The 23,254-nt window shown below is 67.1% G+C and carries 20 protein-coding genes; 12 read left to right on the top strand and 8 right to left on the bottom strand.

All coding sequences use genetic code 11. The features are described from left to right. Positions 1–24: 24 nt before the first annotated feature. The 5 genes from dmpG (at position 25) to BCEP18194_RS37475 (ending at position 3,966) form a co-directional block, all read left to right on the top strand. A complete protein-coding gene (dmpG, locus tag BCEP18194_RS37495; protein ID WP_011356549.1) occupies positions 25–1,071 on the top strand; it encodes a 4-hydroxy-2-oxovalerate aldolase in 1,047 nt (348 codons plus the stop codon). Further along, the gene (gene dmpH, locus BCEP18194_RS37490; protein ID WP_011356548.1) at positions 1,068–1,856 is read left to right on the top strand and encodes a 2-oxo-3-hexenedioate decarboxylase; all 789 of its coding nucleotides are present in this window, start codon (positions 1,068–1,070) and stop codon (positions 1,854–1,856) included. The genes dmpG and dmpH overlap by 4 nt, the downstream gene beginning before the upstream one ends. Before the next feature lie 28 nt (positions 1,857–1,884). Beyond that, positions 1,885–2,076, top strand: a complete 192-nt coding sequence (locus BCEP18194_RS37485) for a 2-hydroxymuconate tautomerase (RefSeq protein ID WP_011356547.1) — start codon at positions 1,885–1,887, stop codon at positions 2,074–2,076. 36 nt (positions 2,077–2,112) lie between these two features. Next, positions 2,113–2,940 (top strand): alpha/beta fold hydrolase, encoded by an 828-nt coding sequence (locus tag BCEP18194_RS37480; protein ID WP_011356546.1) that lies wholly within the window; start codon positions 2,113–2,115, stop codon positions 2,938–2,940. Between the two features lie 123 nt (positions 2,941–3,063). Beyond that, positions 3,064–3,966 (top strand): SphA family protein, encoded by a 903-nt coding sequence (locus tag BCEP18194_RS37475; protein ID WP_011356545.1) that lies wholly within the window; start codon positions 3,064–3,066, stop codon positions 3,964–3,966. Between the two features lie 78 nt (positions 3,967–4,044). Here BCEP18194_RS37475 and hndA read toward each other — a convergent pair whose 3' ends face one another. Continuing rightward, positions 4,045–4,995, bottom strand: coding sequence for a 2-hydroxy-1-naphthoic acid nonoxidative decarboxylase (gene hndA / locus BCEP18194_RS37470; protein ID WP_011356544.1), 951 nt, complete (start codon positions 4,993–4,995; stop codon positions 4,045–4,047). Positions 4,996–5,117: 122 nt separating this feature from the next. Here hndA and BCEP18194_RS37465 point away from each other — a divergent pair, with 122 nt between their 5' ends. Beyond that, complete coding sequence (locus tag BCEP18194_RS37465; RefSeq protein WP_011356543.1) at positions 5,118–6,002, top strand: LysR substrate-binding domain-containing protein; 885 nt, start codon at positions 5,118–5,120, stop codon at positions 6,000–6,002. Positions 6,003–6,023: 21 nt separating this feature from the next. Here BCEP18194_RS37465 and dbpA read toward each other — a convergent pair whose 3' ends face one another. The 5 genes from dbpA to BCEP18194_RS37440 all read right to left on the bottom strand — a co-directional run bounded on the left by dbpA (position 6,024) and on the right by BCEP18194_RS37440 (position 11,079). Then, positions 6,024–7,421, bottom strand: coding sequence for an ATP-dependent RNA helicase DbpA (gene dbpA / locus BCEP18194_RS37460; protein ID WP_011356542.1), 1,398 nt, complete (start codon positions 7,419–7,421; stop codon positions 6,024–6,026). Beyond that, positions 7,418–7,615 carry a hypothetical protein gene (locus BCEP18194_RS37455; protein WP_011356541.1) on the bottom strand — a complete coding sequence of 66 codons (198 nt, stop codon included), beginning with the start codon at positions 7,613–7,615 and terminating at the stop codon, positions 7,418–7,420. The genes dbpA and BCEP18194_RS37455 overlap by 4 nt, the downstream gene beginning before the upstream one ends. A gap of 437 nt (positions 7,616–8,052) precedes the next feature. Beyond that, positions 8,053–9,696: a malate dehydrogenase (quinone) gene (gene mqo, locus BCEP18194_RS37450; RefSeq protein ID WP_041493410.1), complete on the bottom strand. Its 1,644-nt coding sequence runs from the start codon at positions 9,694–9,696 to the stop codon at positions 8,053–8,055. A gap of 529 nt (positions 9,697–10,225) precedes the next feature. Beyond that, the gene (locus BCEP18194_RS37445; RefSeq protein WP_011356539.1) at positions 10,226–10,525 is read right to left on the bottom strand and encodes a hypothetical protein; all 300 of its coding nucleotides are present in this window, start codon (positions 10,523–10,525) and stop codon (positions 10,226–10,228) included. 65 nt (positions 10,526–10,590) lie between these two features. After that, the gene (locus BCEP18194_RS37440; protein ID WP_011356538.1) at positions 10,591–11,079 is read right to left on the bottom strand and encodes an Lrp/AsnC family transcriptional regulator; all 489 of its coding nucleotides are present in this window, start codon (positions 11,077–11,079) and stop codon (positions 10,591–10,593) included. Positions 11,080–11,194: 115 nt separating this feature from the next. Here BCEP18194_RS37440 and BCEP18194_RS37435 point away from each other — a divergent pair, with 115 nt between their 5' ends. The 3 genes from BCEP18194_RS37435 (at position 11,195) to BCEP18194_RS37425 (ending at position 14,587) form a co-directional block, all read left to right on the top strand. Continuing rightward, complete coding sequence (locus BCEP18194_RS37435) at positions 11,195–12,232, top strand: histone deacetylase family protein (RefSeq protein WP_011356537.1); 1,038 nt, start codon at positions 11,195–11,197, stop codon at positions 12,230–12,232. Between the two features lie 68 nt (positions 12,233–12,300). Further along, positions 12,301–13,377 carry an ornithine cyclodeaminase gene (locus tag BCEP18194_RS37430; protein WP_011356536.1) on the top strand — a complete coding sequence of 359 codons (1,077 nt, stop codon included), beginning with the start codon at positions 12,301–12,303 and terminating at the stop codon, positions 13,375–13,377. 76 nt (positions 13,378–13,453) lie between these two features. Further along, entirely contained in the window at positions 13,454–14,587 is a 1,134-nt protein-coding gene (locus tag BCEP18194_RS37425) for a branched-chain amino acid ABC transporter substrate-binding protein (protein ID WP_011356535.1), read from the top strand. Positions 14,588–14,630: 43 nt separating this feature from the next. Here BCEP18194_RS37425 and BCEP18194_RS37420 read toward each other — a convergent pair whose 3' ends face one another. Then, positions 14,631–15,053 carry an NUDIX hydrolase gene (locus tag BCEP18194_RS37420; protein WP_011356534.1) on the bottom strand — a complete coding sequence of 141 codons (423 nt, stop codon included), beginning with the start codon at positions 15,051–15,053 and terminating at the stop codon, positions 14,631–14,633. 313 nt (positions 15,054–15,366) lie between these two features. Between BCEP18194_RS37420 and BCEP18194_RS37415 the strand changes: the two genes are divergently transcribed. Further along, complete coding sequence (locus BCEP18194_RS37415) at positions 15,367–16,764, top strand: DUF389 domain-containing protein (RefSeq protein WP_011356533.1); 1,398 nt, start codon at positions 15,367–15,369, stop codon at positions 16,762–16,764. Positions 16,765–16,815: 51 nt separating this feature from the next. Here BCEP18194_RS37415 and BCEP18194_RS37410 read toward each other — a convergent pair whose 3' ends face one another. Further along, positions 16,816–17,682: a mechanosensitive ion channel family protein gene (locus BCEP18194_RS37410; RefSeq protein ID WP_011356532.1), complete on the bottom strand. Its 867-nt coding sequence runs from the start codon at positions 17,680–17,682 to the stop codon at positions 16,816–16,818. Between the two features lie 342 nt (positions 17,683–18,024). On the opposite strand from BCEP18194_RS37410, the gene BCEP18194_RS37405 reads away from it, so the two are divergent. After that, positions 18,025–19,389, top strand: a complete 1,365-nt coding sequence (locus tag BCEP18194_RS37405) for a M23 family metallopeptidase (protein ID WP_011356531.1) — start codon at positions 18,025–18,027, stop codon at positions 19,387–19,389. Positions 19,390–19,831: 442 nt separating this feature from the next. Next, positions 19,832–23,179, top strand: coding sequence for an autotransporter outer membrane beta-barrel domain-containing protein (locus BCEP18194_RS37400; protein ID WP_011356529.1), 3,348 nt, complete (start codon positions 19,832–19,834; stop codon positions 23,177–23,179). Positions 23,180–23,254 lie beyond the last annotated feature (75 nt).

Here is a 23,254-nt window from a genome sequence, read left to right as displayed (position 1 = left end):
GACCGGACGAACAAGGAAACGGCAATGAATCTCAAAGGCAAGCGAATCACCGTCCACGACATGACGCTGCGTGACGGCATGCACCCGAAGCGTCACCAGATGACGCTCGACCAGATGCGCGCGGTGGCGACCGGACTCGATGCGGCCGGCGTGCCGCTGATCGAAGTCACGCACGGCGACGGGCTCGGCGGCTCGTCGGTCAACTACGGTTTTCCCGCGCACACCGACGCCGAATACCTCGGCGCAGTGATCCCGCTGCTCAAGCGCGCGAAGGTATCGGCGCTGCTGCTGCCCGGCATCGGCACCGTCGACCACCTGAAGGAGGCGCACGCGCTCGGCGTGCATACGATCCGCGTCGCGACGCACTGCACCGAGGCCGATGTCTCCGAGCAGCACATCGCGATGGCGCGCAAGCTCGACATGGATACCGTCGGCTTCCTGATGATGAGCCACATGAACAGCCCGGAAGGGCTCGTGAAGCAGGCGAAGCTGATGGAGTCGTACGGCGCGAACTGCATCTACATCACCGACTCCGCTGGCTACATGCTGCCCGACGACGTGAAGGCGCGCCTCGGTGCGGTGCGCGACGCGCTGCAGCCGCAGACCGAGCTCGGTTTTCACGGCCACCACAACCTCGCGATGGGCGTCGCGAACTCGATCGCCGCGATCGAGGCCGGCGCGAACCGGATCGACGGCGCGGCGGCCGGGCTCGGCGCCGGCGCGGGCAATACGCCGCTCGAAGTGTTCGTCGCCGTGTGCGAACGGATGGGCATCGAGACCGGTGTCGACGTGTGGAAGATCCAGGACGTCGCGGAGGATCTCGTCGTGCCGATGATGGACTTCCCGATCCGCCTTGATCGCGATGCGCTGACGCTCGGCTACGCGGGCGTGTACGGCTCGTTCCTGCTGTTCGCGAAGCGCGCGGGCGACAAGTACGGGATCCCGGCGCGCGACATCCTCGTCGAGCTGGGCCGGCGCGGGATGGTCGGCGGGCAGGAGGACATGATCGAAGACACCGCGCTGACGCTCGCGAAGGCGCGCGCGGCGCAAGCGAAGCGGGAGGCCGCATGAACCTGACCACCGACATCGTCGAATCGCTCGCCGAGCATCTCGACGGCTGCATGCGCGACGCGCGCGACACGCCGAAGATCACCGACCGTCATCCCGAGATGGACTGGGACGATGCGTACGCGGTGCAGGACGCGATCCGCCGCCGGCAGCTCGGGCGCGGTGCGCGGATCGTCGGCTACAAGGCCGGCCTGACGTCGCACGCGAAGATGCGCCAGATGGGCGTCGATACGCCCGTGTTCGGCTTCCTCACGGACATCTACGACCTGCCCGACGGCGGCGAGTGCGATACGTCCGCGCTGATCCATCCGAAGGTGGAGCCCGAGATTGCATTCGTGACCAAGGCCGAGCTGAAAGGGCCGGGCTGCCATATCGGCGCGGTGCTCGCCGCGACGGATTTCGTCATCGCCGGCATCGAGGTGATCGACAGCCGCTACCGCGACTTCAAGTTCGACCTGAAGAGCGTGGTGGCCGACAACACGTCGGCCGCGCGCTTCGTCGCGGGTGGGCGCCCGCTCGCGGTGGACGGCGTCGACCTGCGCACGCTCGGCGTCGTGCTCGAGAAGAACGGCCTGCCGGTGGCGTTCGGCGCCGGCGCGGCGGTGCTCGGGCATCCGGCCGCCGCGGTCGCGATGCTCGCGAACCACCTGGGCGCGCGCGGCGAATCGATTCCGGCGGGCAGCGTGATCCTGTCGGGCGGCATTACCGAGGCGGTGGCCGTCGCGGCCGGCGACAGCGTGACGCTGCGCGTGCAGGACGTCGGCTCGATCGGCCTGCGTTTCATCTGAACGAAACACGACCAAACAGGAGGCCATCGTGCCGGTTGCTCATCTCTACATCCTCGAAGGCCGCGACGACGACAAGAAGGAGCGCCTGATCGCCGAGGTCACGCAGGCCATTCATCGCTCGCTCGAGGCGCCGGTCGAATCGGTGCGCGTGATCATCACCGAGATGCCGAAGGCGCATTTCGGGATCGGCGGGCAGAGCGCGAAACGGCGCGGGCGGTAACACGCCACGTCCCCATGAATCGACTGAAGGAGCGTCATGTCATCCAATCCTGAAATCGGCCGCCGGATCGTTGCCGGCGGCATCGACACGAACTATCACGATGCCGGCGACGGCCCACCCGTACTGCTGATCCACGGCTCGGGGCCGGGCGTCACGGCCTATGCGAACTGGCGGCTCACGATGCCCGCGCTGGCACGGCAGTTTCGCGTGATCGCGCCGGACATGGCGGGATTCGGCGAAACCGAGCGCCCGGCCCGGTATCGCTATTCAATGGACCACTGGGTCGATCACGCGCTCGGCCTGCTCGACGCGCTCGACATCGAGCGTGCGCACGTGGTCGGCAATTCGTTCGGCGGCGCGCTCGCGCTGGCACTCGCGATCCGGGCGCCCGAGCGGGTCGGCCGGCTCGTGCTGATGGGCGCGGCCGGTACGCGCTTCACGCTGACCGAAGGGCTCGACGCGGTGTGGGGTTACACGCCGTCGATCGCGAACATGCGCGCGCTGCTGGACATCTTCGCGTTCGATCGCGCGCTCGTGAACGACGAACTCGCGAAGCTGCGCTACGACGCGAGCGTGCGGCCCGGCTACCAGGAGGCGTTCGCGAACATGTTTCCCGCGCCGCGCCAGCGCTGGGTCGATGCGCTCGCGAGCGACGAAGCGAAGCTGCGCGCACTGACACATGACACGCTGATCGTGCACGGCCGCGAGGACCGCGTGATTCCGCTCGACAGTTCGCTGAAGCTGCTCGAGCTGCTGCCGAACGCCCAGCTCCATGTGTTCGGCCGGTGCGGGCACTGGACGCAGATCGAGCATGCCGCACGCTTCAACCAGCTCGTCATCGAGCATTTCAGCGCGAAGCCGTAGAGCCGTAGCCGTAGCCGGTCGGCAGGACGTGTCACCGCCGCGTAGCAGGCGGTGGCAACGCAGGTCCTCAAGAAAGCACCCATACAAAAAATCAATTCAGTAGAACGAATATTGGAGACATCGATGAAACGGAAGTCTGCATTTGGGTTGTGCGCGCTCGCCGCGTGCGCGGGCATGGCGCTGAGCACCGGCGCACGGGCGACGGAGGGCGGCGGCGATACGATCGGCGAGGGCGCGGAAGCGTTCTTCGCCGGCGCGCTGCCGCCGGCCGGGTTGTACGCGCTGATGTACTACACGCATTACCACGCGTCGCGCTTCAACGATTCGCATGGCAACGGCTCGGTGCCCGGCTTCAAGCTCGATGCGGACGTGCTGATTCCGCGCGTGGTCTGGATGTCGAACCTGTCGGTGCTCGGCGGGCGCTACGGCGCGTATGCGGTGCTGCCGATGCAGCATCTCTCGCTCGATGCGGGTGGCGCGTCGTTCGACCGCACCAACCTGGGCGACCTGATCGTCAGCCCCGCGCTGATCGCGTGGGGGTCGGGCGCGTTGCGCACGGTCGCGGCGATCGAGTTCGTGTTTCCCACCGGGCAGTACGACGCGAACGCGGCGCTGAACACCGGCAAGAACTACTACACCGCGCGGCCGGTGTTCGGCGTGTCGTGGCTGCCGAACGACAAGGTTGAGGTGTCCGCGAAGATTACGTACAGCTTCAATTCGCCGAACAACGACACCCACTACCACTCGGGGAACCTGTTTCACGTCGACTATTCGGCGAGCTATGCGGTCACGCCGAAGGCGCGGGTCGGGTTGTCGGGCTACTTCGTCAAGCAGACCACGGACGACATGCAGAACGGGCAGCCGGTCGCGGGCGACGGCTTTCGCGGCCAGACGTTCGCGATCGGGCCGGGGTTTCGCTATCAGTTCAGCAAGATCAGCGTGGAAGCGCGCGTCGTGAAGGAGTTCTTCGTGCGCAACCGGCCCGCCGGGGAGGCCGTGTGGGCGAAGGCCGTCATTCCGTTCTGACCTGACGGCATTGCGTCGTTCGGCGGTTGCGCGCGTGACGCCGTCGTTGCGGGGCGTCACGCTTCACCTCGCCGAGCGTTACCGCGCGAGTGCAGCGAGACGCGGGAACAGCGGCAATGCGTTCGTGTGGTTGATCGCCGCGTGCCGGTCGGCGCCCAGCGCCGCATACGCATCCTGCGCGTGGGTGAACGACGTGCTGACGGCGGGCGGCGCGTACGGGAAGTCGCTGCCGTACAGCACGCGATCGGGTTGCGCGAACGCGGTGAGGCTCGGCAGCGCCGACGGCGACGACAGTGCGGTATCGAAGTAGAACGTGCGCAGCAGGTCGAGCAGCCCGTCGCGATTCGGCACGTCGTTGCGCACGCCCGGCGCGAGTTCGGCAAAGCGGTACGCGGTGTACGGCAGGAAGCCGCCCGCGTGCGACAGGATGATGCGCACGTTCGGGTGCCGCGCGATCACGCCGTTGAGCACGAGCTGGACGGCCGTGCGCGTCGTATCGAACGGATAGTCGAGCAGCGGGCCGGGCATCCCGGGTATCGCATCGATCGCCGGCTTCGCCGGGTGGATGAACACGACCGCGCGGCGGCGGTCGAGTTCATCCCACACGGGTTCGAACGCCGCATCGCCGAGATACGTGCCGCCGTAGTTGCTGAGCAGCACGACGCCGTCGGCCTTCAGCGTGTCGAACGCGTGGCCGATTTCGGCGAGCGTGCCGTCGACGTCGGGCAGCGGCAGCGTCGCGAAGTTGCCGAAGCGGGTCGGCAACTTCGCGACGAGGCCGGCCACGTATTCGTTGACCTGGCGCGCCATGTCGCGCTTGGCCTGGCCGTTCCAGCCCTGCACGCCGGGCGCCGTCAGCGACAGCACGCCGGTCTGGATTTCCAGCGAATCCATGAACGCGATCGCGCTTTCCGGGCTCCAGGTGGGGCTGCCCCAGCCGGACGGGTCGCCGCCGTGGGCGGGCAGGGCGTCGGCCCAGAACGGTGGGACGACGTGTTGGTGGACATCGATACGGTTGCGGTCGGACATGATTGGGCTCCTGTGGAAATGCGCTGTATGCCAGCGCTTGACCATCAGGATGCGCGCGGTTGATTTTTCAATCCAATAGATTAAATTTCAGGATTGATTGTTTTGAGTGATGAATCGACCGTATGGATCTTCGCCATTTGCGTTACTTTCTCGCGGTTGCCGAAGAGGGGCATTTCGGCCGCGCGGCGGAGCGGCTGCATATCGTGCAGCCCGCGTTGAGCATGCAGATTCGCGCACTGGAAGACGAGCTTGGCACCGCGTTGTTCGAGCGCAGCACGCGCAAGGTGGCGCTGACCGACGCCGGCCGGCTGCTGGTGACCGAGGCGCGGCACACGCTCGAGCAGGCCGAGCGCGCGAAGGCGGTCGTACAGCGTGCGGCGCGCGGCGAGACGGGCGTGGTGCGGATCGGCTTCGTCGGCAATGCGGTCGCGACGGGGCGGCTGTCCGACGACCTGATCGCGTTTCATGCGGCGTGGCCGGAGGTGACGCTCGACCTGCACGAGATGGCGCCGGCCGCGCAGCAGGAGGCCATCCTCGCGGGCCGGCTCGACATCGGCTATTGCCCGGCGTTCGGCACGGCGTTCGATCCGAAGCTGGCGGTGCGGACGGTCGGCAACTGGGCGTGGGACGTGATGATGAGCGACCGGCACGCCCTCGCGAAGCAGCGCTCGGTGAGCGTCGCGGCACTCGCGGACGAGCCGTTCATTTTCTACGCGGCGGACGGCGACGACGAAGGGCAGCTGGCGATCCTGCGGCAGGTGCTCGGCAAGGCGCCGCGCATTGCACACAAGGTGAGCAGCACGCTGTCGGTGCTGGCATTGACGGGGGCTGGGCTCGGGGTGGCGCTCGTGCCGTCGCCGCTGAGCCGGATCGCGGCGCCGAACATCGTGTACCGGAAACTCGCCGGCGGCGTGCCGGGCTCGGAACTCGTCGCGATCAGCCGGATTGGCGCGGAATGGGGGGCAGTACGGCAGTATCTGGCGATGCTGGGCGAGCGCGCCGCGTGAGCGTCGCGGCGCGCGCCGGCATCACTCTTCGTCCATCAACCGGACCTTGACCCGCTTGCCTTTGATTTTCCCGGCATTGAGCTTGCGCAGCGCGTCGTGCGCCACGCCGCGCTCGAGCGCGACATAGGTCGAGAACTCGGTCACGTTGATCTTGCCGATCTGCTTGCCGTCGAACCCGGCGTCGCCGGTCAGCGCGCCGAGCACGTCGCCCGGGCGGATCTTGTCCTTGCGCCCGCCGAGGATCTGCAGCGTTTCCATCGGCGGCAGCAGCGTGTCGGTGCCGGTCGGCGTCAGCTCCGCGAGCGGATGCCATTCGACCTCGCGCTTCTGCGCCTGCTCGATCCCGCCGACGCGACCCATTTCGTCCATGCTCGCGAGGCTCAGCGCCCAGCCGTCCTGATCCGCGCGGCCGGTGCGGCCGATGCGGTGCACGTGCACTTCGGGGTCGGGCGTCACGTCGACGTTGATCACCGCCTCGAGCTGCGCGATGTCGAGCCCGCGCGCGGCGACGTCAGTTGCCACCAGCACCGAGCAGCTGCGGTTCGCGAACTGGATCAGCACCTGGTCGCGCTCGCGCTGGTCGAGCTCGCCGTGCAGCGCGAGCGCGTGGAAGCCCTGCGCGTGCAGCACGTCGAGCAGGTCGCGGCACTGCTGCTTGGTGTTGCAGAACGCGATCGTGCTCACCGGCCGGTAGTGGTTCAGCAGCTGGCCCACCGCATGCAGCCGCTCGTCTTCCGTCACTTCATAGAAGCGCTGGCGGATCTTGCTGTCGTCGTGGCGCTCCGCGAGTTTCACTTCCTTCGGGTTGCGCAGGAACTGCTGGCTCAGCTTCGCGATGCCGTCCGGGTAGGTCGCGGAGAACAGCAGCGTCTGGCGCGTGGTCGGGCACATCCGCGCGACCTTCGCGATGTCGTCGAAGAAGCCCATGTCGAGCATCCGGTCGGCTTCGTCGAGCACCAGCGTATTCAGTGCGTCGAGCTTCAGGTTGCCGCGATCGAGGTGATCCATGATGCGGCCCGGCGTGCCGACGACGATGTGCGCGCCGTGCTCGAGGCTCTGCGTTTGCGGGCGCATCGGCGTGCCGCCGCACAGCGTCAGCACCTTCACGTTTTCCTCGGCGCGCGCGAGGCGGCGCACTTCCTGCGTGACCTGATCGGCGAGTTCGCGCGTCGGGCACAGGATCATCGCCTGCACGTCGAAGCGGCGCGCGTCGAGGCGGGCCAGCAGCGCGAGCGAGAACGCGGCGGTCTTGCCGCTGCCCGTCTTCGCCTGCGCGATCAGGTCCTGGCCGGCCAGCGCGATCGGCAGGCTCGCGGCCTGGATCGGCGTCATGTCGACATAGCCGAGCTGCGCGAGGTTGGCGAGCGTGGCGGGCGTCAACGACAGCGCGCTGAACGGCGTGGCGGTCGGCTGGGTCATTCCAGGTCTCCGAGGTAAGGGCGGCCTTCCATCTGCTCGTAGACGACCTTGCCTTCGTCGTCTTCGAAGCGTTCGAGGTAGTTGCGCGCGCCGCACAGCGGGCAGCGGAACAGCAGCCCCTGGCCTTCGTCCTTGATGACGACGTCGGACTGCTCCCACGGCGTGCCGCAGCTCTGGTTTCGGCAGGTAAACACGGTCTTTCTCCAGCTGAATTCGGTTGTGCGCCCTTAGCGGGCGGGCGCGGGCGTCACACGGCCACGGCGGTCGCGTGCGCCCTCGGGAACGGGGCGGTGCGGACGGTGGCGTGAGGGTGCGACGCTGCGGATGATGGATCGGGAGGGCGATTCGGGATCGCGCGTGCCGCAATTCTAGCGGATACCGCGCACGGTGCCGGGCCGGATGCGGCGGAATCGGCGCAAACGGTCGATTTCACCCGGGCGCCGCGATCTTGCGGCCGGTGGCACGCGCCACGGCGCCGGTCGCCGACGCAAAAACGGCCATCCTCACGGATGGCCGCAGATGACGGATCGCCTCCCCGTTCTTCGGAGCGAGAGGCGATCCGTCTTTCAGTCGAAACAGGACGGAACGGGCAACGGCCTGCCCGTCGCGTTTCGCGTCGCCGCTCGGCGCGTTACAGCGCCATGTCGGCCGAAGCCTTCGCCGGGCGGGCCGGCGCGGTGCCGGTGGCCTGCGACGGCGTGTTGACGTCGATCTTCGGCGGCGGCGACAGCTGCAGCACGTCGCTGGTGTAGGTCCATTCCTCGACGACCTTCGCCGGGCTGTCGTTCAGCTTCGTGCCGTAGCTCGGCACGATCTGGCGGATCTTCTGCTGCCACTCGGGCGTCGCGACCTTGTCCTTGAACACCTTCTTCATCAGGTTCAGCATGATCGGCGCGGCCGTCGACGCGCCCGGCGATGCGCCGAGCAGGCCTGCGATGCTGCCGTCCTGCGACGCGACGATTTCGGTGCCGAGCTTCAGCACGCCACCCTTCACCGGGTCGCGCTTGATGATCTGCACGCGCTGGCCAGCTTGCCACAGGCGCCAGTCTTCCTTCTTCGCGTTCGGGAAGTATTCCTTCAGCGCGTTGAAACGATCGTCATCCGACAGCATCAGCTGGCCGGCGAGGTACTGGACCAGCGGGAATTCGTCCACGCCCACGCGCATCATCGGTGCGACGTTGTGCGTGTTGGTGCTCTTGAGCAGGTCGAAGTACGAACCGTTCTTCAGGAACTTGGTCGAGAACGTCGCGAACGGCCCGAACAGGATGATCTTCTTGCCGTCGATGATCCGCGTGTCGAGGTGCGGCACCGACATCGGCGGCGAGCCGACCGACGCCTTGCCGTATGCCTTCGCGAGATGCTGCTTCACGACTTCGGGGTTCTCGGTCACGAGGAACGAGCCGCCGACCGGGAACGCGCCGTAGTCCTTCGCCTCGGGGACGCCCGACGCCTGCAGCAGGTGCAGCGCACCGCCGCCCGCGCCGATGAACACGAACTTCGCGTCGACCGATTGCGCCGGCTCATCCGAGTGCAGCTTGACCCAGCTCACGTGCCACGTGCCGTCGGCGTTGCGTGAGATCTCGCGCACTTCGCTCGACAGCGACAGCGTGAAGTTCGGCTGCGTTTTCAGGTAGCCGACGAACTGGCGCGTGATCTCGCCGAAGTTCACGTCGGTGCCGATCGGCGTCCACGTTGCTGCGACCTTTTGCTTGGGGTCACGGCCTTCCATCATCAGCGGCACCCACTGCTTGATCTGGTCGTAGTCTTCCGAATACTGCATCCCGCGGAACAGCGGGCTCGCCTGCAGCGCTTCGTAGCGCTTCTTCAGGAAGCGCACGTTGTCGTCGCCCCACACGAAGCTCATGTGCGGCGTCGAGTTGATGAACGAATGCGGGTTCTTCAGCACGCCCTGCTTGACCTGCCACGCCCAGAACTGGCGCGAGATCTGGAACGACTCGTTGATCTCGATCGCTTTCGAGATGTCGATCTTGCCGTCTGCCTTCTCCGGCGTGTAGTTGAGTTCGGCGAGCGCCGAGTGGCCGGTGCCGGCGTTGTTCCAGCCGTTCGAGCTTTCCAGTGCGACGCCGTCGAGGCGCTCGACCATCGTCATCGACCAGTCAGGTTGAAGCTCGTGCAGCCAGACGCCGAGCGTCGAGCTCATGATGCCGCCGCCCACCAGCAGGACGTCGACCTTCTTCGTATCGGCGGCATGCGCGGACGAAGTCGCGACGCACAGCGCGAGCGCCGACAGTATTACCCGTAACGTTTTGATCACAGCAGATCCCTTTTTCAACTTGGATGCATCGGTTTGCCAAGCCGCCCGGCGCGTGTGTCGACCGCGGTGAAACACGTATCCGGAGATCCGGATCGCGAATCCGGAATTCCGGATCGACGCCGCGCGCCGTTGCATTTGCGCACGCGAAACCGTCGGGAAGGACACCTTCGGATCGGCTTCCTGCGGGCAGGCAAGCGCCTGCGTCACAGTGGCGCACAACGCGCCCGGGCCCTTGCGGCAAGCCTGAGCGGAAGGCGCTTCAGGCTGCGTGGAAAGAGGCCGCGCGCGACGCGTTTTGCGGGGGCGGGATGGCAAGGGGCGCGTAATGTAACCGAACTCGTTTGCTGTGTCACAAACGAAAAATACCGTTGTTTTTGTGGGGTTTTTTGCGTGTCCGGGTTTCCGGAATGACGGTCGCGGGAAGCGGGAAAGCTGGGGATAACTGCGCGGGATCGGGAGGGGATGTCGAGGGGGGCTGCGTCGCGTCGCGGCAGTGCGCCGCGACACGATCGCGTGACGTCAGGTCACTTTACTTCGCGGCAGCGTTCCGGCAGAACTGGTCGTACGCCTGCGCCGAGTTCGCGAAGCCCTTCTGCTTGGCGAGTTCCCACGGGCGTTCGCATTGTCGCGTTGCTTCGCACCACGAATAGCCGGCCGACGGGATGCAGCCGTGTGCATCGCGATCGCTGCCGGGCATCGGCGGTACGGCCGGCGCCGACGATTGAGCCGGCGATTGCGCCGGCGGCGCGGATTGCGCGGCACAGGCGCTCAGGACAAACGCGCAGGCCAGCGTGGCGGCCAGCGAAGCGGAAGGGATGAAACGCTTCATAGGGTAGTGCTCCATGGGATGAGTTTCGGAGAATCGGGTGGCGGCCTGCGCGTTCGCCGCATCGTTCAGTCGCCCGGCACCGGCACGCGCGACGAGAACTTCACTTCGCGCAACGCGAGGCTCGACTGGATCGACGACACCCCGGCCTGCTTGCGCAGCACGCGCTCGACGAATTCCGCATACGCGTCGAGATCGGCCGCGACGACCTGCAGGATGTAGTCGGCCGCGCCCGTGATCTTGTGGCAGGACGTCACCTCGTCGTGCTGCCGGATCACGTCCTCGAAGTGATCGGAATCCTGGTCGGAGTGCATGTTGAACGTCACCTGCACGAATGCGAACACGTTCATGCCGAGCGCGCGCCGGTCGAGGTTCGCCTGGTAGCCGGTGATCACGCGTTCGTCCTCGAGCCGCTTGCGGCGCCGCCAGCAGGGCGTGACGCTCAGCGACAGCTTCTCGCCGAGCGTCGCGTTCGACAGCGCGCCGTCGTCCTGCAGCAGGCGCAGCATGGCGCGGTCGACGCCATCCAGTTCGGCCGAAGCGCGATTTTTGCTCATTTCCGGGATTCCGTAGGCGGTTTTCTCAAAATTGTACGAAAGCCGCGCGTCGAAAGCAAAGCTATTGCCGGTTGCCGTCAATAAACTGTTGCCACCCTCACTGCAACGGTCAACCATGCTCACGGTCTACAGCAGCGATCACCAACTGCATCGCGGCGTCGAATTGAAGGACGGCGCGATCACCGATTCGTTCGAAAACCCCCTTCGCGCCGAAACGGTGCTTGCGCAGGTGCGTGCCGCCGGTCTCGGCGACGTGATCGCGCCGAAACCGTTCGACCGCGCCCACTACGCGGCCGCGCACAGCGCGCGCTACGTCGATTTCCTCGCCGGCGCGTGGGACGAGTGGACCGCGACGGGCCGCACCTGCCAGGCGCTGCCGCTCGTGTGGCCGGTGCGCGCGATGCCGGCGGCCGCGACGCCGCCCGCGTTCATCGACGGCAAGCTCGGTTTCTACGCGATGGACGCCGGTGCGCCGATCAACGCCGGTACGTGGGATGCCGTGAGCGCGAGCGCGAACTCCGCGCTCACCGGTGCCGACCTGCTGTCGAGCGGTGCAACGCGCGCGGCGTTCGCGCTGTGCCGCCCGCCCGGCCATCACGCGGGCCGCGAGTACATGGGCGGCTATTGCTACCTGAACAACGCGGCGATCGCCGCGCAGCACTGCGTCGCGCAAGGCGCGGCACGCGTCGCGGTGCTCGACGTCGATTTCCACCACGGCAACGGCACGCAGGACATCTTCTACGACCGCGCGGACGTGTTGTTCGCGTCGATCCACGGTGAGCCGCCGGTGTCGTACCCGTACTTCTCCGGCTACGCGGACGAGCGCGGCATCGGCGCGGGCGAAGGGTTCAACCTGAACCTGCCGCTGCCGAAGGGCACGCTGTGGGATACCTACTCGGCGGCGCTCGATCACGCGGCCACCGCGATCGCCGCGCATGCACCCGACGCGCTCGTCGTCTCGCTCGGCGTCGACACCTTCGAGCACGACCCGATCAGCCACTTCCGGCTGCGTTCGCCCGACTACCTGCGCATCGGCGCGGCGCTCGCGCGCCTGAACGTGCCGACGCTGTTCGTGATGGAAGGCGGCTACATGGTCGACGAGATCGGCATCAATGCGGTCAACGTGCTGCTGGGATTCGAAGGGCGCGCGTAACGCGCGGCGCCGACTGTTTCAACGGCGGCCGTGCTCCGTGCAGGCCGCCGCAACCGTGGAGCAAGGGCATGACGCGATATCTGGATGTGACGAGCGTATCGACGCTCGTGGCTGAAGTCGGGATGACGCAGATCCTGACGACGATGGCCTCGTATATCGAGCAGGACTACCGGCGCTGGGAGACGTTCGAGAAGACCGCACGCCTCGCCAGCCATTCGACCGATGGCGTGATCGAGCTGATGCCGACGTCGGACGCGCGGCTGTACGCGTTCAAGTACGTGAACGGCCATCCGAAGAACACCAAGGCCGACCTGCTGACGGTGATGGCATTCGGCGTGCTGGCCGACGTCGATACCGGCTATCCGCTGCTGCTCAGCGAGATGACGCTGACGACGGCGATTCGCACCGCTGCGACCTCTGCATTGGTCGCACGCTTTCTCGCGCGTGCCGACGCGCGTTCGATGGCGCTGATCGGCAACGGCGCGCAGAGCGAATTCCAGGCGATCGCGTTCCGCGAGATGCTCGGCATCGACGAGCTACGCGTGTTCGACATCGACCCGGCCGCGACCGACAAGCTGATCCGCAACCTCGCGCCGTTCACGGCGCTGCGCGTGATCCGCTGCGGGTCGGCGGCGGAGGCCGTGCGCGGCGCGGATATCGTGACGACGGTCACCGCCGACAAGACCAACGCGACGATCCTGACGCCGGACATGATCGAGGACGGGATGCACGTGAACGCCGTGGGCGGCGATTGCCCGGGCAAGACCGAGCTGCATGCGGACGTGCTGCGGCGTGCACGCGTCGTCGTCGAGTACGAGCCGCAGACGCGCATCGAAGGCGATATCCAGCAGATGCCGGCGGATTTCCCGGTGATCGAGTTCGCGCGGATCGTGGCGGGTGCCGAACCGGGCCGCGAATCGGATGCGCAGGTGACGGTGTTCGACTCGGTCGGCTTCGCGCTCGAGGATTTCTCGGCGCTGCGCTACCTGAACGCGGCGGCACGCGAGCGCGAGATCGGCATCGAGCTCGACCTGATTCCCGCGCCGCGCGATCCGAAGGACCTGTACGGCGTGGCGACGCGTGGCGAGAACGCCGTGCTGCCGGCCGGGATGGGCCGTGCGGTGCAGGAAGCGCTGCACCATTGACCGCAACCGCTTCGTCATCCGAACCACAACACGTCCCGCATTGAACGGGGCCCACCAGACTGACCAGGAGACAGACATGCTTCGACATCCCATGACGGCACTCGCCGCGGCGGCCGCGCTCACGTGCGCGCTGTCCGCACATGCGGACGAAATCGTGCGCATCGGCCACGTCGCGCCGCTGACGGGCGCGATCGCGCACCTCGGCAAGGACAGCGAGAACGGCGCGCGCCTCGCGGTCGAGGAAATCAATGCGAAGGGGCTGACGATCGGCGGCAAGAAGGTCACGCTGCAGCTCGACGCGCAGGACGACGCGGGCGATCCGCGCACCGCGACGCAGGTTGCGCAGCGGCTCGTCGACGACAAGGTCGTCGGTGTCGTCGGCCATCACAACTCGGGCACGTCGATCCCGGCGTCGCGCGTCTATCGCGACGGCGGCGTCGTGCAGATCTCGCAGGCCGCGACCAACCCGACGTACACGCAGCAGGGCTTCAAGACGACCTATCGCGTGGTGGCGACCGACGCGCAGCAGGGGCCGGCGCTCGCGATGTACGCGGCGAAGAACATGGGCATCAAGACGGTGGCCGTGGTCGACGATTCGACCGCGTACGGGCAGGGCCTCGCGACCGAGTTCGAGAAGGCCGCGAAGGCCGCCGGGATGAAGGTCGTGTCGCGCGACGCGACCAACGACAAGGCGATCGACTTCCGCGCGATCCTCACGAAGATCAAGGGCGCGAACCCGGACGCGATCATGTACGGCGGCATGGATGCGACGGGCGGGCCGCTCGCGAAGCAGGCGCGGCAGCTCGGCATGCGCGCGAAGATCCTCGCCGGCGACGGCGTGTGCTCGACCGACCTGCCGAAGCTCGCGGGCCCGGCGTCCGACAACGTCGTGTGCTCCGAAGCCGGCATCGCGCTCGAGAAGATGCCGGGCGGCGCGGCGTTCGTGAAACGCTACGAAGCGCGTTATCACCAGCCGATGCAGGTGTATGCGCCGTTCTCGTATGACGCCGTGTACATCATCGTCGACGCGATGAAGCGCGCGAACTCGACCGACCCGGCGAAGGTGCTGGCTGCGATGCCGGCGACCGACTACAAAGGCGTGATCGGCGAGACGAGCTTCACGCCGCAGGGCGACCTGAAGCACGGCGCGATCTCGGTGTTCACGTACAAGAGCGGCAAGAAGGCGCTGCTCGACATCGTGCAGATGTAACGCAGCACGAACCGGTATCGCGCGCTCACCGCAGGCGCAGACCTCAGGCCGCGATACCGGCGAACACGTCAAGATCGGCCACGCCTGGCACGAGGTGGGGCTGCCGCAGCCAGTCGAACGCGAGTTCGACGATGAGCGGCGTCGGCTGGCTGCAATTCAACGACCCGAGCGATTCGGAGTCGATCCAAGCGCAATGCGCGATCTCGTTCGTCGGGCGCGCGATCGCGTCCGGCGCGATGTCGGCCAGAAACACGTGATGCAGCTTGTGCGTGCCGGCGATCCGGAGCAGATGGCGGGCGTGGCCGCACACGAGCCCGGTTTCTTCGAGCAGCTCGAGCCGCGCGGCGTCGCGCAGCGATTCACCGGGCCGCGGCTTGCCGCCGGGCAGCGCCCAGCGGGCATTCAACCGCGCGACCAGCAGGATCCGGCCGCCGCGCCGGCAGAGGACGGTCGCACGTTCTTTCATGATGGTTTCCCGATTGCAGGTCCGCACGTCGCATCGACGGGCATAAAAACGCCGCCCGTAACGGGCGGCAAGGAACGGAGAGATTCACTACCAGGGTGCCGGACGGAATGGTCGTCTCGTCCGGGATGGCCATTGTCGCGATGTCACGCGGGGCGGTGAATCAGACCGGTCCGATTTGACGTGCGACAGCGCGCGAAACCGCATCGGGCCGCCTCGAAGCCGCAGGGGTGGCCCAGCCGCCAGCGTTGCGGCACAATCCGTTCAGCCGGCCCGCCCGCCGCGCATCGCACCCGACCGTTTTCCGGAAACCAACATGAACAACATCGAAGGCAATCGGCCGCCGCGTCGCGCATCGAAGATGCGGCTGGTGCTGCGTCAGTACTTCAACCTGCGTGAAGGGCAGGCCGATTACGCATCGATCGATCGCGACCTCCGGGCGGGCATCGGGCTGCGCGGCACGAATCTGTGGATCCTGATGTCGGCCATCGCCATCGCGTCGATCGGCCTCGACGTCAACTCGACGGCCGTGATCATCGGCGCGATGCTGATCTCGCCGCTGATGGGGCCGATCATGGGCCTCGGCTACGGGATCGGCATCTACGATTTCGGGTTGATTCGCCGGTCGCTGCAGAACCTCGGCATCGCAACGTTGATCAGCCTCGCGACGTCGACGCTGTACTTCTCGTTGAGCCCGCTCACGGGCGAGCACTCCGAGCTGCTTGCCCGCACGTCGCCGAGCATCTGGGACGTGCTGATCGCACTGTTCGGCGGGCTCGTCGGCATGGTCGGCGCGACCCGCAGCGAAAAGACCAACGTGATCCCCGGCGTGGCGATCGCGACCGCGCTGATGCCGCCGCTGTGCACGGCCGGCTACGGGCTCGCGCACGGCAGCCTGCCGTATTTCGCCGGCGCGTTCTACCTGTTCTCGATCAACTGCGTGTTCATTGCATTCGCGACGGTGATCGTCACGTGGGTGATTCGCGCGAAGCCGGCGACGCCCGTCGACGCCGCGGTTCAGCGCAACGTCCGGCGCTTCGTGCTGGCAGCGGTGCTGGCGACCGCGGTGCCGAGCGTCGTGCTGGCCTACCGTCTCGTGACGCAGGAGGTGTTCAACGCGCGCGCCGAGCAGTTCATCAAGGCCGAGCTGTCGTTGCCGTTGAGCGTGGTGGCGAGCAAGCACATCGACCCGGTGAAGCGGACCATCGACGCGGTGCTCGTCGGCCAGCGCGTCGACCAGCACCGGCTCGATGCGCTGTCGTCGAAGTTGCCCGGATACGGGCTGACGCACGCGACGCTCGTCGTGCGCCAGGCCGGGGACGAGCGGATCGATGCGCGTGCGCTCGAAACGTCGTTGAAGGCGACGCTCGCGCAGCAGCTCGTCGAGGCGCAATCGGCCGCGCAGCAGGACGCGCTGGACAAGGACGATGCGATCGCGAAACTGCAGCGGCAGCTCGACGCGCAATCCGCCGACCGCGCGGAACTCGACCGGGTCGCGCATGAACTGAGCGTGCAGTATCCGCAGGTGCGGCAGGTGCGGTATGCGAATGCGTTCGAGTGGGATGGCGCCGCGAGCGCGCCGGGCGCGGACGCGGTGCCGACCTTCGTCGTGTCGACGGCGAAGCCGATGCCGCGCGCGGAACGCGCACGGCTCGAAGCGTGGCTGAAGGTGCGGCTGGGGCCGAAGCCGGTGCGGCTCGTCGTGGCGGGCTGACGCGGCGCTGCGTCGGGTCGCCGCGTCGCCCGGCCGCCGTGTGAGCAGGCGCTAGGCCTGCTTGTCGAGGCTCACGGGCTGACGGTCCGTGTCGTGCACGATGTGCAACTCGCGCGTGCGGATCGGCAGTGCGCAGTTCGCGTCGGCGAGCGTCTTGCGTACCTGGCGCGCAATGCGCCAGCGCATCGCCCAGAACTTGTCCGTATGCGTCCATACGCGCATGTTCGCGACGACCGTGCTGTCGTCGAAGCGCATCACCATCACGTCCGGCGCGGGATCCTGCAGCACGTCGGGATCGGCCGCGGCCAGCGCGCGCAGCGCGTCGAGCGCCCGATCGATATCGTCGTGCACCGACACTTCCACTTCGAGATCGAGGCGGCGCGTCGGATTGCGCGTGTAGTTGCGGATCGAGCTGCCCCACAGCGCGCTGTTCGGCACGTACTCGCAGATGCCGTCCGGCTTCGTCAGTCTCGTCATGAAGAGCCCGACCTCGTCGACGGTGCCCGCGACGCCCGTGCCGCCGTCGATATAGTCGCCGACCTTGAACGGCCGCAGCAGCAGAAGCATGATGCCGGCCGCGATGTTCTGCATCGTGCCCTGCAGCGCGAGCCCGATCGCGAGGCCGGCCGCGCCGAGCACCGCGATGAGGCTCGCGGTTTCGATACCGAGCTGCGACAGCGCGCCGACGATCGCGACGATGCGGATGCCCCACACGGCGACGTCGCAGAGGATCGGCCGCAGCGTGTCGTCGACGCGCTCCTTGTTCGAGAGCAGGCGGTTCAGCCAGTTGCCGATGCGTTTCGACAGCCACCAGCCGGCGACGAGCAGCGCCAGGCCGGCGCATAGCTTGAGGGAGAGGGTGGACAACGCGTTCCACAGGAACGTCCAGCGTTCCGGATGTAGTTGATCGAGAAACATTAACGGGATTCCGGGTTGAAGAAACGATGCGTGACGCGTGGCGTGCCCGCCGTGGTCGGGCAGGCTTGCGCTCACGCGCCGGGCAGCGTTCGACCGTACATGGGGCACGATGGTTCGCGCGAATGAGTGGGGTCGAATGCCGCGTAGCTGTGCCGTCAGGCCGAGAAATCGAGATTTCGATTTAGTACGAAGCGGCTTTTCATTCAAATGAGACTGGTCCTATTCAACCGCTTCGATCGCGCCGCTACACTCGTTTTCACGTTGCCGGGTCGCGACGATCGTTCCTCCGCGATACCCGGTTCTTTCCCGATTTTTCACTGACAGACAGCGAGTGACGACGTCATGCGGTTAGACCTGCGTTTCCGTCTCGCACGCGAACAAGGTCAATCCGCACAGCGCGGCGTTCACGGTTTCCCGATGCGCCGCACGCTGCTGCGCGGCGTCATCGCGGCGGCCTGTGTGGCCGGCGCACCGGGTACGGTGGCATACGCGTCTCACGACGCCGCGCCGTTTTCACCCGGGGCGGCTGACCTTGTCGACGTGCCCTTTTTCAATGCCGCGCGCACGACGTGGGGCGGTTTGCATGCATCGACGGCCGCGCCGCTCGACGTCGCCTACGCGTCACGTGCGTTGGCCGTGCCGGCAGTCGGCGAACGCGACGACCCTGTTGCGCGCTTCGGCGCCTGCGTGGCTTACCGCGTGCTGTGCGACGCCGCGCGCGGGGCGGTCGAACGCGCGTATGCGTCAAGGTTCGATTACGGTCTTGCGTCGGCGTTGCCCGCGACGGGCGAGCAGGCTGCGTTCGAGCGGCGTCCGGTCGATCTCGCCGCTGCCGAGCCGTTCGTGCTTGCGCAAGCTGATCGCGGCGCGCGGGCCGGCGCGATCGTCGGCAGCCTGCAGGCGTCGCTGGCGCGCGCCGATCTGCCGGCCGGCGTTACCGCGCAGATCACCCGCCTGCTCGCCGGTCGCATCGACCTGAAACAGCGCGGTGCACACGGCGATACGTTTCGCGTCGCATACGAACCCGACGGCAGCGCCAAGCAGCGGGGCGGCGTGCGCGTGACGGCGCTGGAGCTTCGCCTGCATGGCCAGCACGTCGCGGGCGTGTGGTTTGCGCCCGACGCCGGCTCGCCGGGCGCCTATTACGACCTCGACGGCATGCCGCTCGCCGGTTCCCGATTTGCGATGCCGGTCAGCGCAAACCGCATCAGCTCGCATTTCGGTACGCGCGTGCATCCGGTGACCGGCACGCGTCATGTGCATTCCGGCGTCGACCTCGCGGCGCCGGCCGGGCGCGCGGTTCATGCGTCGGAGCGCGGCGTCGTGACGTTCATCGGCACCGAGCCGCGCGGCTACGGCAAGTACGTGGTGGTCCGCCATGACGACGGTTATGCGTCGTACTACGCACACCTGTCGGCATTCGAGCCGGCGCTGCGAACCGGCATGCGGGTTGCGCGCGGCCAGCGCGTCGGCGCGGTCGGCAGCACGGGTACGGCCACGGGGCCGCATCTGCACTTCGAGGTCCGGCGGCATGACCGTCTCGTCGACCCGGTCGTGCTGGTACAGGCGGGCAAGGCAGCGAAGCTGAAGGGTGAACGGCGCGTGGCGTTCAACCGCGTGGTGCGCGATATGCGCACGCGCTTGGCGTCGGCGGCGTGGTCGCTGCCGGTGGCGATGGTGAAGCCTGCCGGATCGCGAGCTGGTTGACGGTGGGCGAGGTGCCGCCGGCCGTGGCTGGCGGCGTCGTTGCATGCGTGCGTCGGCGCGTGTGCCGGCAATGCCGAATTGCCGGTCATCGTGCGAAGCAACATGGCCGGATCGGCACACAGCCATCGCGCGACCAGTCGATCGTCGAATGGCGTCAAATTTGCCGGATGCTTCAATTCATCTTCTTCATCAAAGCAAGGTTTGTCTGAAACTCGGCAAATTCAACCGCTTTACTTTTCCGCTTGCTCTCCGCTGCGACGATGCGACGTTTGCCGCACCGCAACAGCGCACCCCATTCCGTTATTTCCGAATGCGAAATTAATCCCGCGCTGATTACCGATATCACCCGTTCTGATCTTGCGATTATTTCAAAGCGGGTGATATAACCCGTTTCACGCACCGATTTGCAGCAATAACGTCACCAATAAATGCGAGCGGAACGATGAAAAGAACGACGCGGAACCTGGGTTTGGGCGGAGTGGCGATCCTGACCGGCGCGATGCCGGTGGGGGCCTATGCGGCATGTATCCCGGCTGCACCACCGGGCAGCGGCACGACGGTCACGTGCTCCGGTGCCGGCATCCCGTCGGTCATGGCCGCGACCGGCAGCACCGGCGTGACGATCAATATCAATGCAGGCGCGACGGGCAGCTACGTGCTCACGTCCACGCCGACACCGTTCTCCGTCGATACCCAGAGCGCGATTACCAACAACGGCAACCTGTCGATGTCCGGCAACGGCACGGGCGTCGCGAATCGCGGCGCGGTGCTGCTCGGCGTGAACAACGGCAACACGCTGACCAATGCCGCTCCGGGCGTGATCTCGACGACCGGCGCCTACAACGACGGGATGGCCGCGAACGGCAACAACAACACGCTCGTCAACAACGGTTCGATCACGACCACCGGCAACAACTCATACGGGATGACGGCCGCGTGGGGGCAAAGCAACCCCGGCGCGTCGGGCAACCAGATCGTCAACACGGGCACCGTGACGACATCGGGCAACAACGCGCGCGCGGCGTCGCTGCTCGGCGGCAACGGCACGATTACCAACAGCGGCACGCTGACGTCGAACGGCCGCGATGCACCGGCCGTATACATGCAGGGCAACAACGACACGCTGGTCAACAGCGGCACGATCCAGACGACCGGCACCGCGACGAGCGGCGGTAGCGTCGATGCGGTCGTGTCGAATACGCTTGGCAGCTCGTTCACCGCGACGATCACGAACCAGGCCGGCGGCAAGATCATCAGCAACAACGGGATCGGGGTGCGCTCGACCAACGGCGCGACGACGATCACCAACGCGGGCCTGATCCAGGGTGGCGGCGGCACCGCGATCCAGGGCGGCAATGGCAACGTGACGCTGATCCTGCAGACCGGCTCGCAAATCGTCGGCACCGCGAATGGCGGCGCCGGCACCAACACCGTGACGCTGCAGGGCACGGGCACGGCGTCGAATGCATTCACGAATTTCCAGAGCCTGACGATGACTGGCGCCGACTGGACGTGGGCCGGCACCGGCACGTTCTCGACCGCGCTCGTGCAGAGCGGCACGCTGAACCTCACGGGCACGCTCGGCACGACCACGGCGTCGGTCGTGGCCACGGTCAATGCGGGCGCGACGCTGCAGGCGAATGCGTCGAACCTGCCGTTGTCGGTGACCGACAACGGGCTCGTGCGTTTCCAGCAGGACAGCGCCGGCACGTACACGGGCACGATCAGCGGGGCGGGCGCAGTGGAGAAAACCGGTGCGGGCACGCTGACGGTTACGCCCGCGGCTGCGGGCGGCAACACGTATTCCGGCGGCACGACGATCACGCAAGGCACGCTGTCGGTCGCGGCGGACAACGCGCTCGGCGCGGCGTCGGGCGGGCTCACGTTCAACGGCGGCACGCTGCAGCTCGGCAGTTCGTTCAATCTGGCGTCGGGCCGCGCGGTGTCGATCACGCCGTCAAGCAGCGGCACGATCGATACGCAGGGTTTCAACACGACGTTGACGCAGAACATCGCGGGTGGCGGAGGTTCCCTGACCAAGCTCGGCAGTGGCACGTTGACGCTGAACGGCCCCAGCAACGCCATGGGCTTCACCGACATCAAGGCTGGAACGCTGGTGCTCGGCGATGGACTCGGCGGACCGGCCACGATGACCGGGGGTGGCATGGTGAGGATCGAGCCGGGTGCGACATTCGGCGGTTACGGCAGTGTGGCGGGCGACGTAGTCAACTATGGCACGGTTTCTGTCGCGAACGCGTTGAGTGGTCTCGCGAGCGGTCACACCGGCAACCTGGAAATCAAGGGAGATCTGACAAACGCGGGGCTCTTGCAACTGGGCGGCAGCGGCGTCGGCAATACGCTGACGATCATCGGCGGCGGCTACTCGGGCCAGAGCGGGACGGTCGCGGTGAATACGTATCTGGCGGGAGACGGGGCGGCTTCGGACCGGCTGATCGTCGGCGCTGGCGGGATCGACGGCTCGAGCATGCTGAAGGTGACAAACGTCGGCGGCCCCGGCGCGCAGACAACGGGCGATGGTATTGAGGTCGTACAGGTGACCAACGGCGCGACGTCGAGCGCGGGCGCGTTTTCCCTGTCCGGAGGGACGGTGAGTGCTGGTGCATATTCGTACTTCCTTGCGAAAGGCGGCGCGGCGACCGGCACCGGCGACAACTGGTACCTGCGCAACACGGTGCCGCCGAAACCGCAGCCGCCGGTCGTCGAGCCCGGCCAGCCGACCCCACCGACCGAGCCGCCGATCACGCCGGCCGAAGGCACGCCGGAATCGATCGTCGAGGCCGTCGACAACGCGGGAACGGGCGGCAATGCCGAGCCGATCTACCGGCCCGAAGTGCCGCTGTACGCGGAAGCGCCTGCTGTCGCACGCCAGCTCGGGCTGCTGCAGATCGACACCTTCCACGACCGCCAAGGCGAACAGGGCTTATTGGCCGAGAACGGTTCGATACCCGCATCGTGGGCGCGCGTGTGGGGCGGCCACAGCGACATCAAGCAGAAGGGCGACGTGACACCGTCATACGACGGCACGGTGTGGGGGATGCAGGTCGGGCAGGATCTGTACGCGGACACCACCGCGAGCGGCCATCGTAACCACTACGGCTTCTTCCTTGGGTTCTCACGCGCGGTCGGCGACGTGAACGGCTTCGCGCTCGCGCAGCAGGACCTGGGCGTCGGCTCGCTGCAGGTCAATGCGTACAACCTCGGCGGCTACTGGACGCACATCGGCCCGGGCGGCTGGTACACCGATGCCGTGCTGATGGGCAGCGCGCTCACGGTGCGCACGCATTCGACCGACAACGTCGGCGGCTCGACGAACGGCAACGCGTTCACGGGTTCGGTCGAGGCCGGGTTGCCGATCGCGCTCGGCTACGGGCTGACGCTGGAGCCGCAGGCGCAGCTCGTGTGGCAATGGCTGTCGCTCGACCGCTTCAACGACGGGATCTCGAGCGTGAGCTGGAACAACGGCAACACGTTCCTCGGCCGGATCGGCGCGCGGCTGCAATATGCGTTCGAGGCGAACGGCGTGAGCTGGAAGCCGTACCTGCGCGTAAACGTGCTGCGCTCGTTCGGCACCGACGACCGGACTACCTTCGGCGGCTCGACGACGATCGGCACGCAGGTCGGGCAGACGGCCGGACAGATCGGCGCGGGGCTCGTGGCGCAACTGACGAAGCGCGGCAGCGTGTATGCGACGGTCAGCTACCTGACGAACCTCGGCGGCGAGCACCAGCGCACGATCACCGGGAATGCGGGCGTGCGGTGGGCGTGGTGATATCGACGATGACGATGACGATGCGTTGACCGACCGGCCGCGGCGAGCCAAGTCGCGGCCGATCAGGGCAAGCCA

This window comes from Burkholderia lata, from assembly GCF_000012945.1.
GTDB lineage: Bacteria > Pseudomonadota > Gammaproteobacteria > Burkholderiales > Burkholderiaceae > Burkholderia > Burkholderia lata.
This window is presented reverse-complemented; position numbering and strand designations above follow the sequence as displayed.

Coding starts and splice junctions, on each gene's coding strand:
- dmpG (WP_011356549.1), top strand. CDS start 25: ATGAATCTCAAAGGCAAGCGAATCACCGTCCACGACATGACGCTGCGT.
- dmpH (WP_011356548.1), top strand. CDS start 1,068: ATGAACCTGACCACCGACATCGTCGAATCGCTCGCCGAGCATCTCGAC.
- BCEP18194_RS37480 (WP_011356546.1), top strand. CDS start 2,113: ATGTCATCCAATCCTGAAATCGGCCGCCGGATCGTTGCCGGCGGCATC.
- BCEP18194_RS37475 (WP_011356545.1), top strand. CDS start 3,064: ATGAAACGGAAGTCTGCATTTGGGTTGTGCGCGCTCGCCGCGTGCGCG.
- hndA (WP_011356544.1), bottom strand. CDS start 4,995: ATGTCCGACCGCAACCGTATCGATGTCCACCAACACGTCGTCCCACCG.
- BCEP18194_RS37465 (WP_011356543.1), top strand. CDS start 5,118: ATGGATCTTCGCCATTTGCGTTACTTTCTCGCGGTTGCCGAAGAGGGG.
- dbpA (WP_011356542.1), bottom strand. CDS start 7,421: ATGACCCAGCCGACCGCCACGCCGTTCAGCGCGCTGTCGTTGACGCCC.
- BCEP18194_RS37445 (WP_011356539.1), bottom strand. CDS start 10,525: ATGAAGCGTTTCATCCCTTCCGCTTCGCTGGCCGCCACGCTGGCCTGC.
- BCEP18194_RS37440 (WP_011356538.1), bottom strand. CDS start 11,079: ATGAGCAAAAATCGCGCTTCGGCCGAACTGGATGGCGTCGACCGCGCC.
- BCEP18194_RS37435 (WP_011356537.1), top strand. CDS start 11,195: ATGCTCACGGTCTACAGCAGCGATCACCAACTGCATCGCGGCGTCGAA.
- BCEP18194_RS37430 (WP_011356536.1), top strand. CDS start 12,301: ATGACGCGATATCTGGATGTGACGAGCGTATCGACGCTCGTGGCTGAA.
- BCEP18194_RS37425 (WP_011356535.1), top strand. CDS start 13,454: ATGCTTCGACATCCCATGACGGCACTCGCCGCGGCGGCCGCGCTCACG.
- BCEP18194_RS37420 (WP_011356534.1), bottom strand. CDS start 15,053: ATGAAAGAACGTGCGACCGTCCTCTGCCGGCGCGGCGGCCGGATCCTG.
- BCEP18194_RS37415 (WP_011356533.1), top strand. CDS start 15,367: ATGAACAACATCGAAGGCAATCGGCCGCCGCGTCGCGCATCGAAGATG.
- BCEP18194_RS37410 (WP_011356532.1), bottom strand. CDS start 17,682: ATGTTTCTCGATCAACTACATCCGGAACGCTGGACGTTCCTGTGGAAC.
- BCEP18194_RS37405 (WP_011356531.1), top strand. CDS start 18,025: ATGCGGTTAGACCTGCGTTTCCGTCTCGCACGCGAACAAGGTCAATCC.
- BCEP18194_RS37400 (WP_011356529.1), top strand. CDS start 19,832: ATGAAAAGAACGACGCGGAACCTGGGTTTGGGCGGAGTGGCGATCCTG.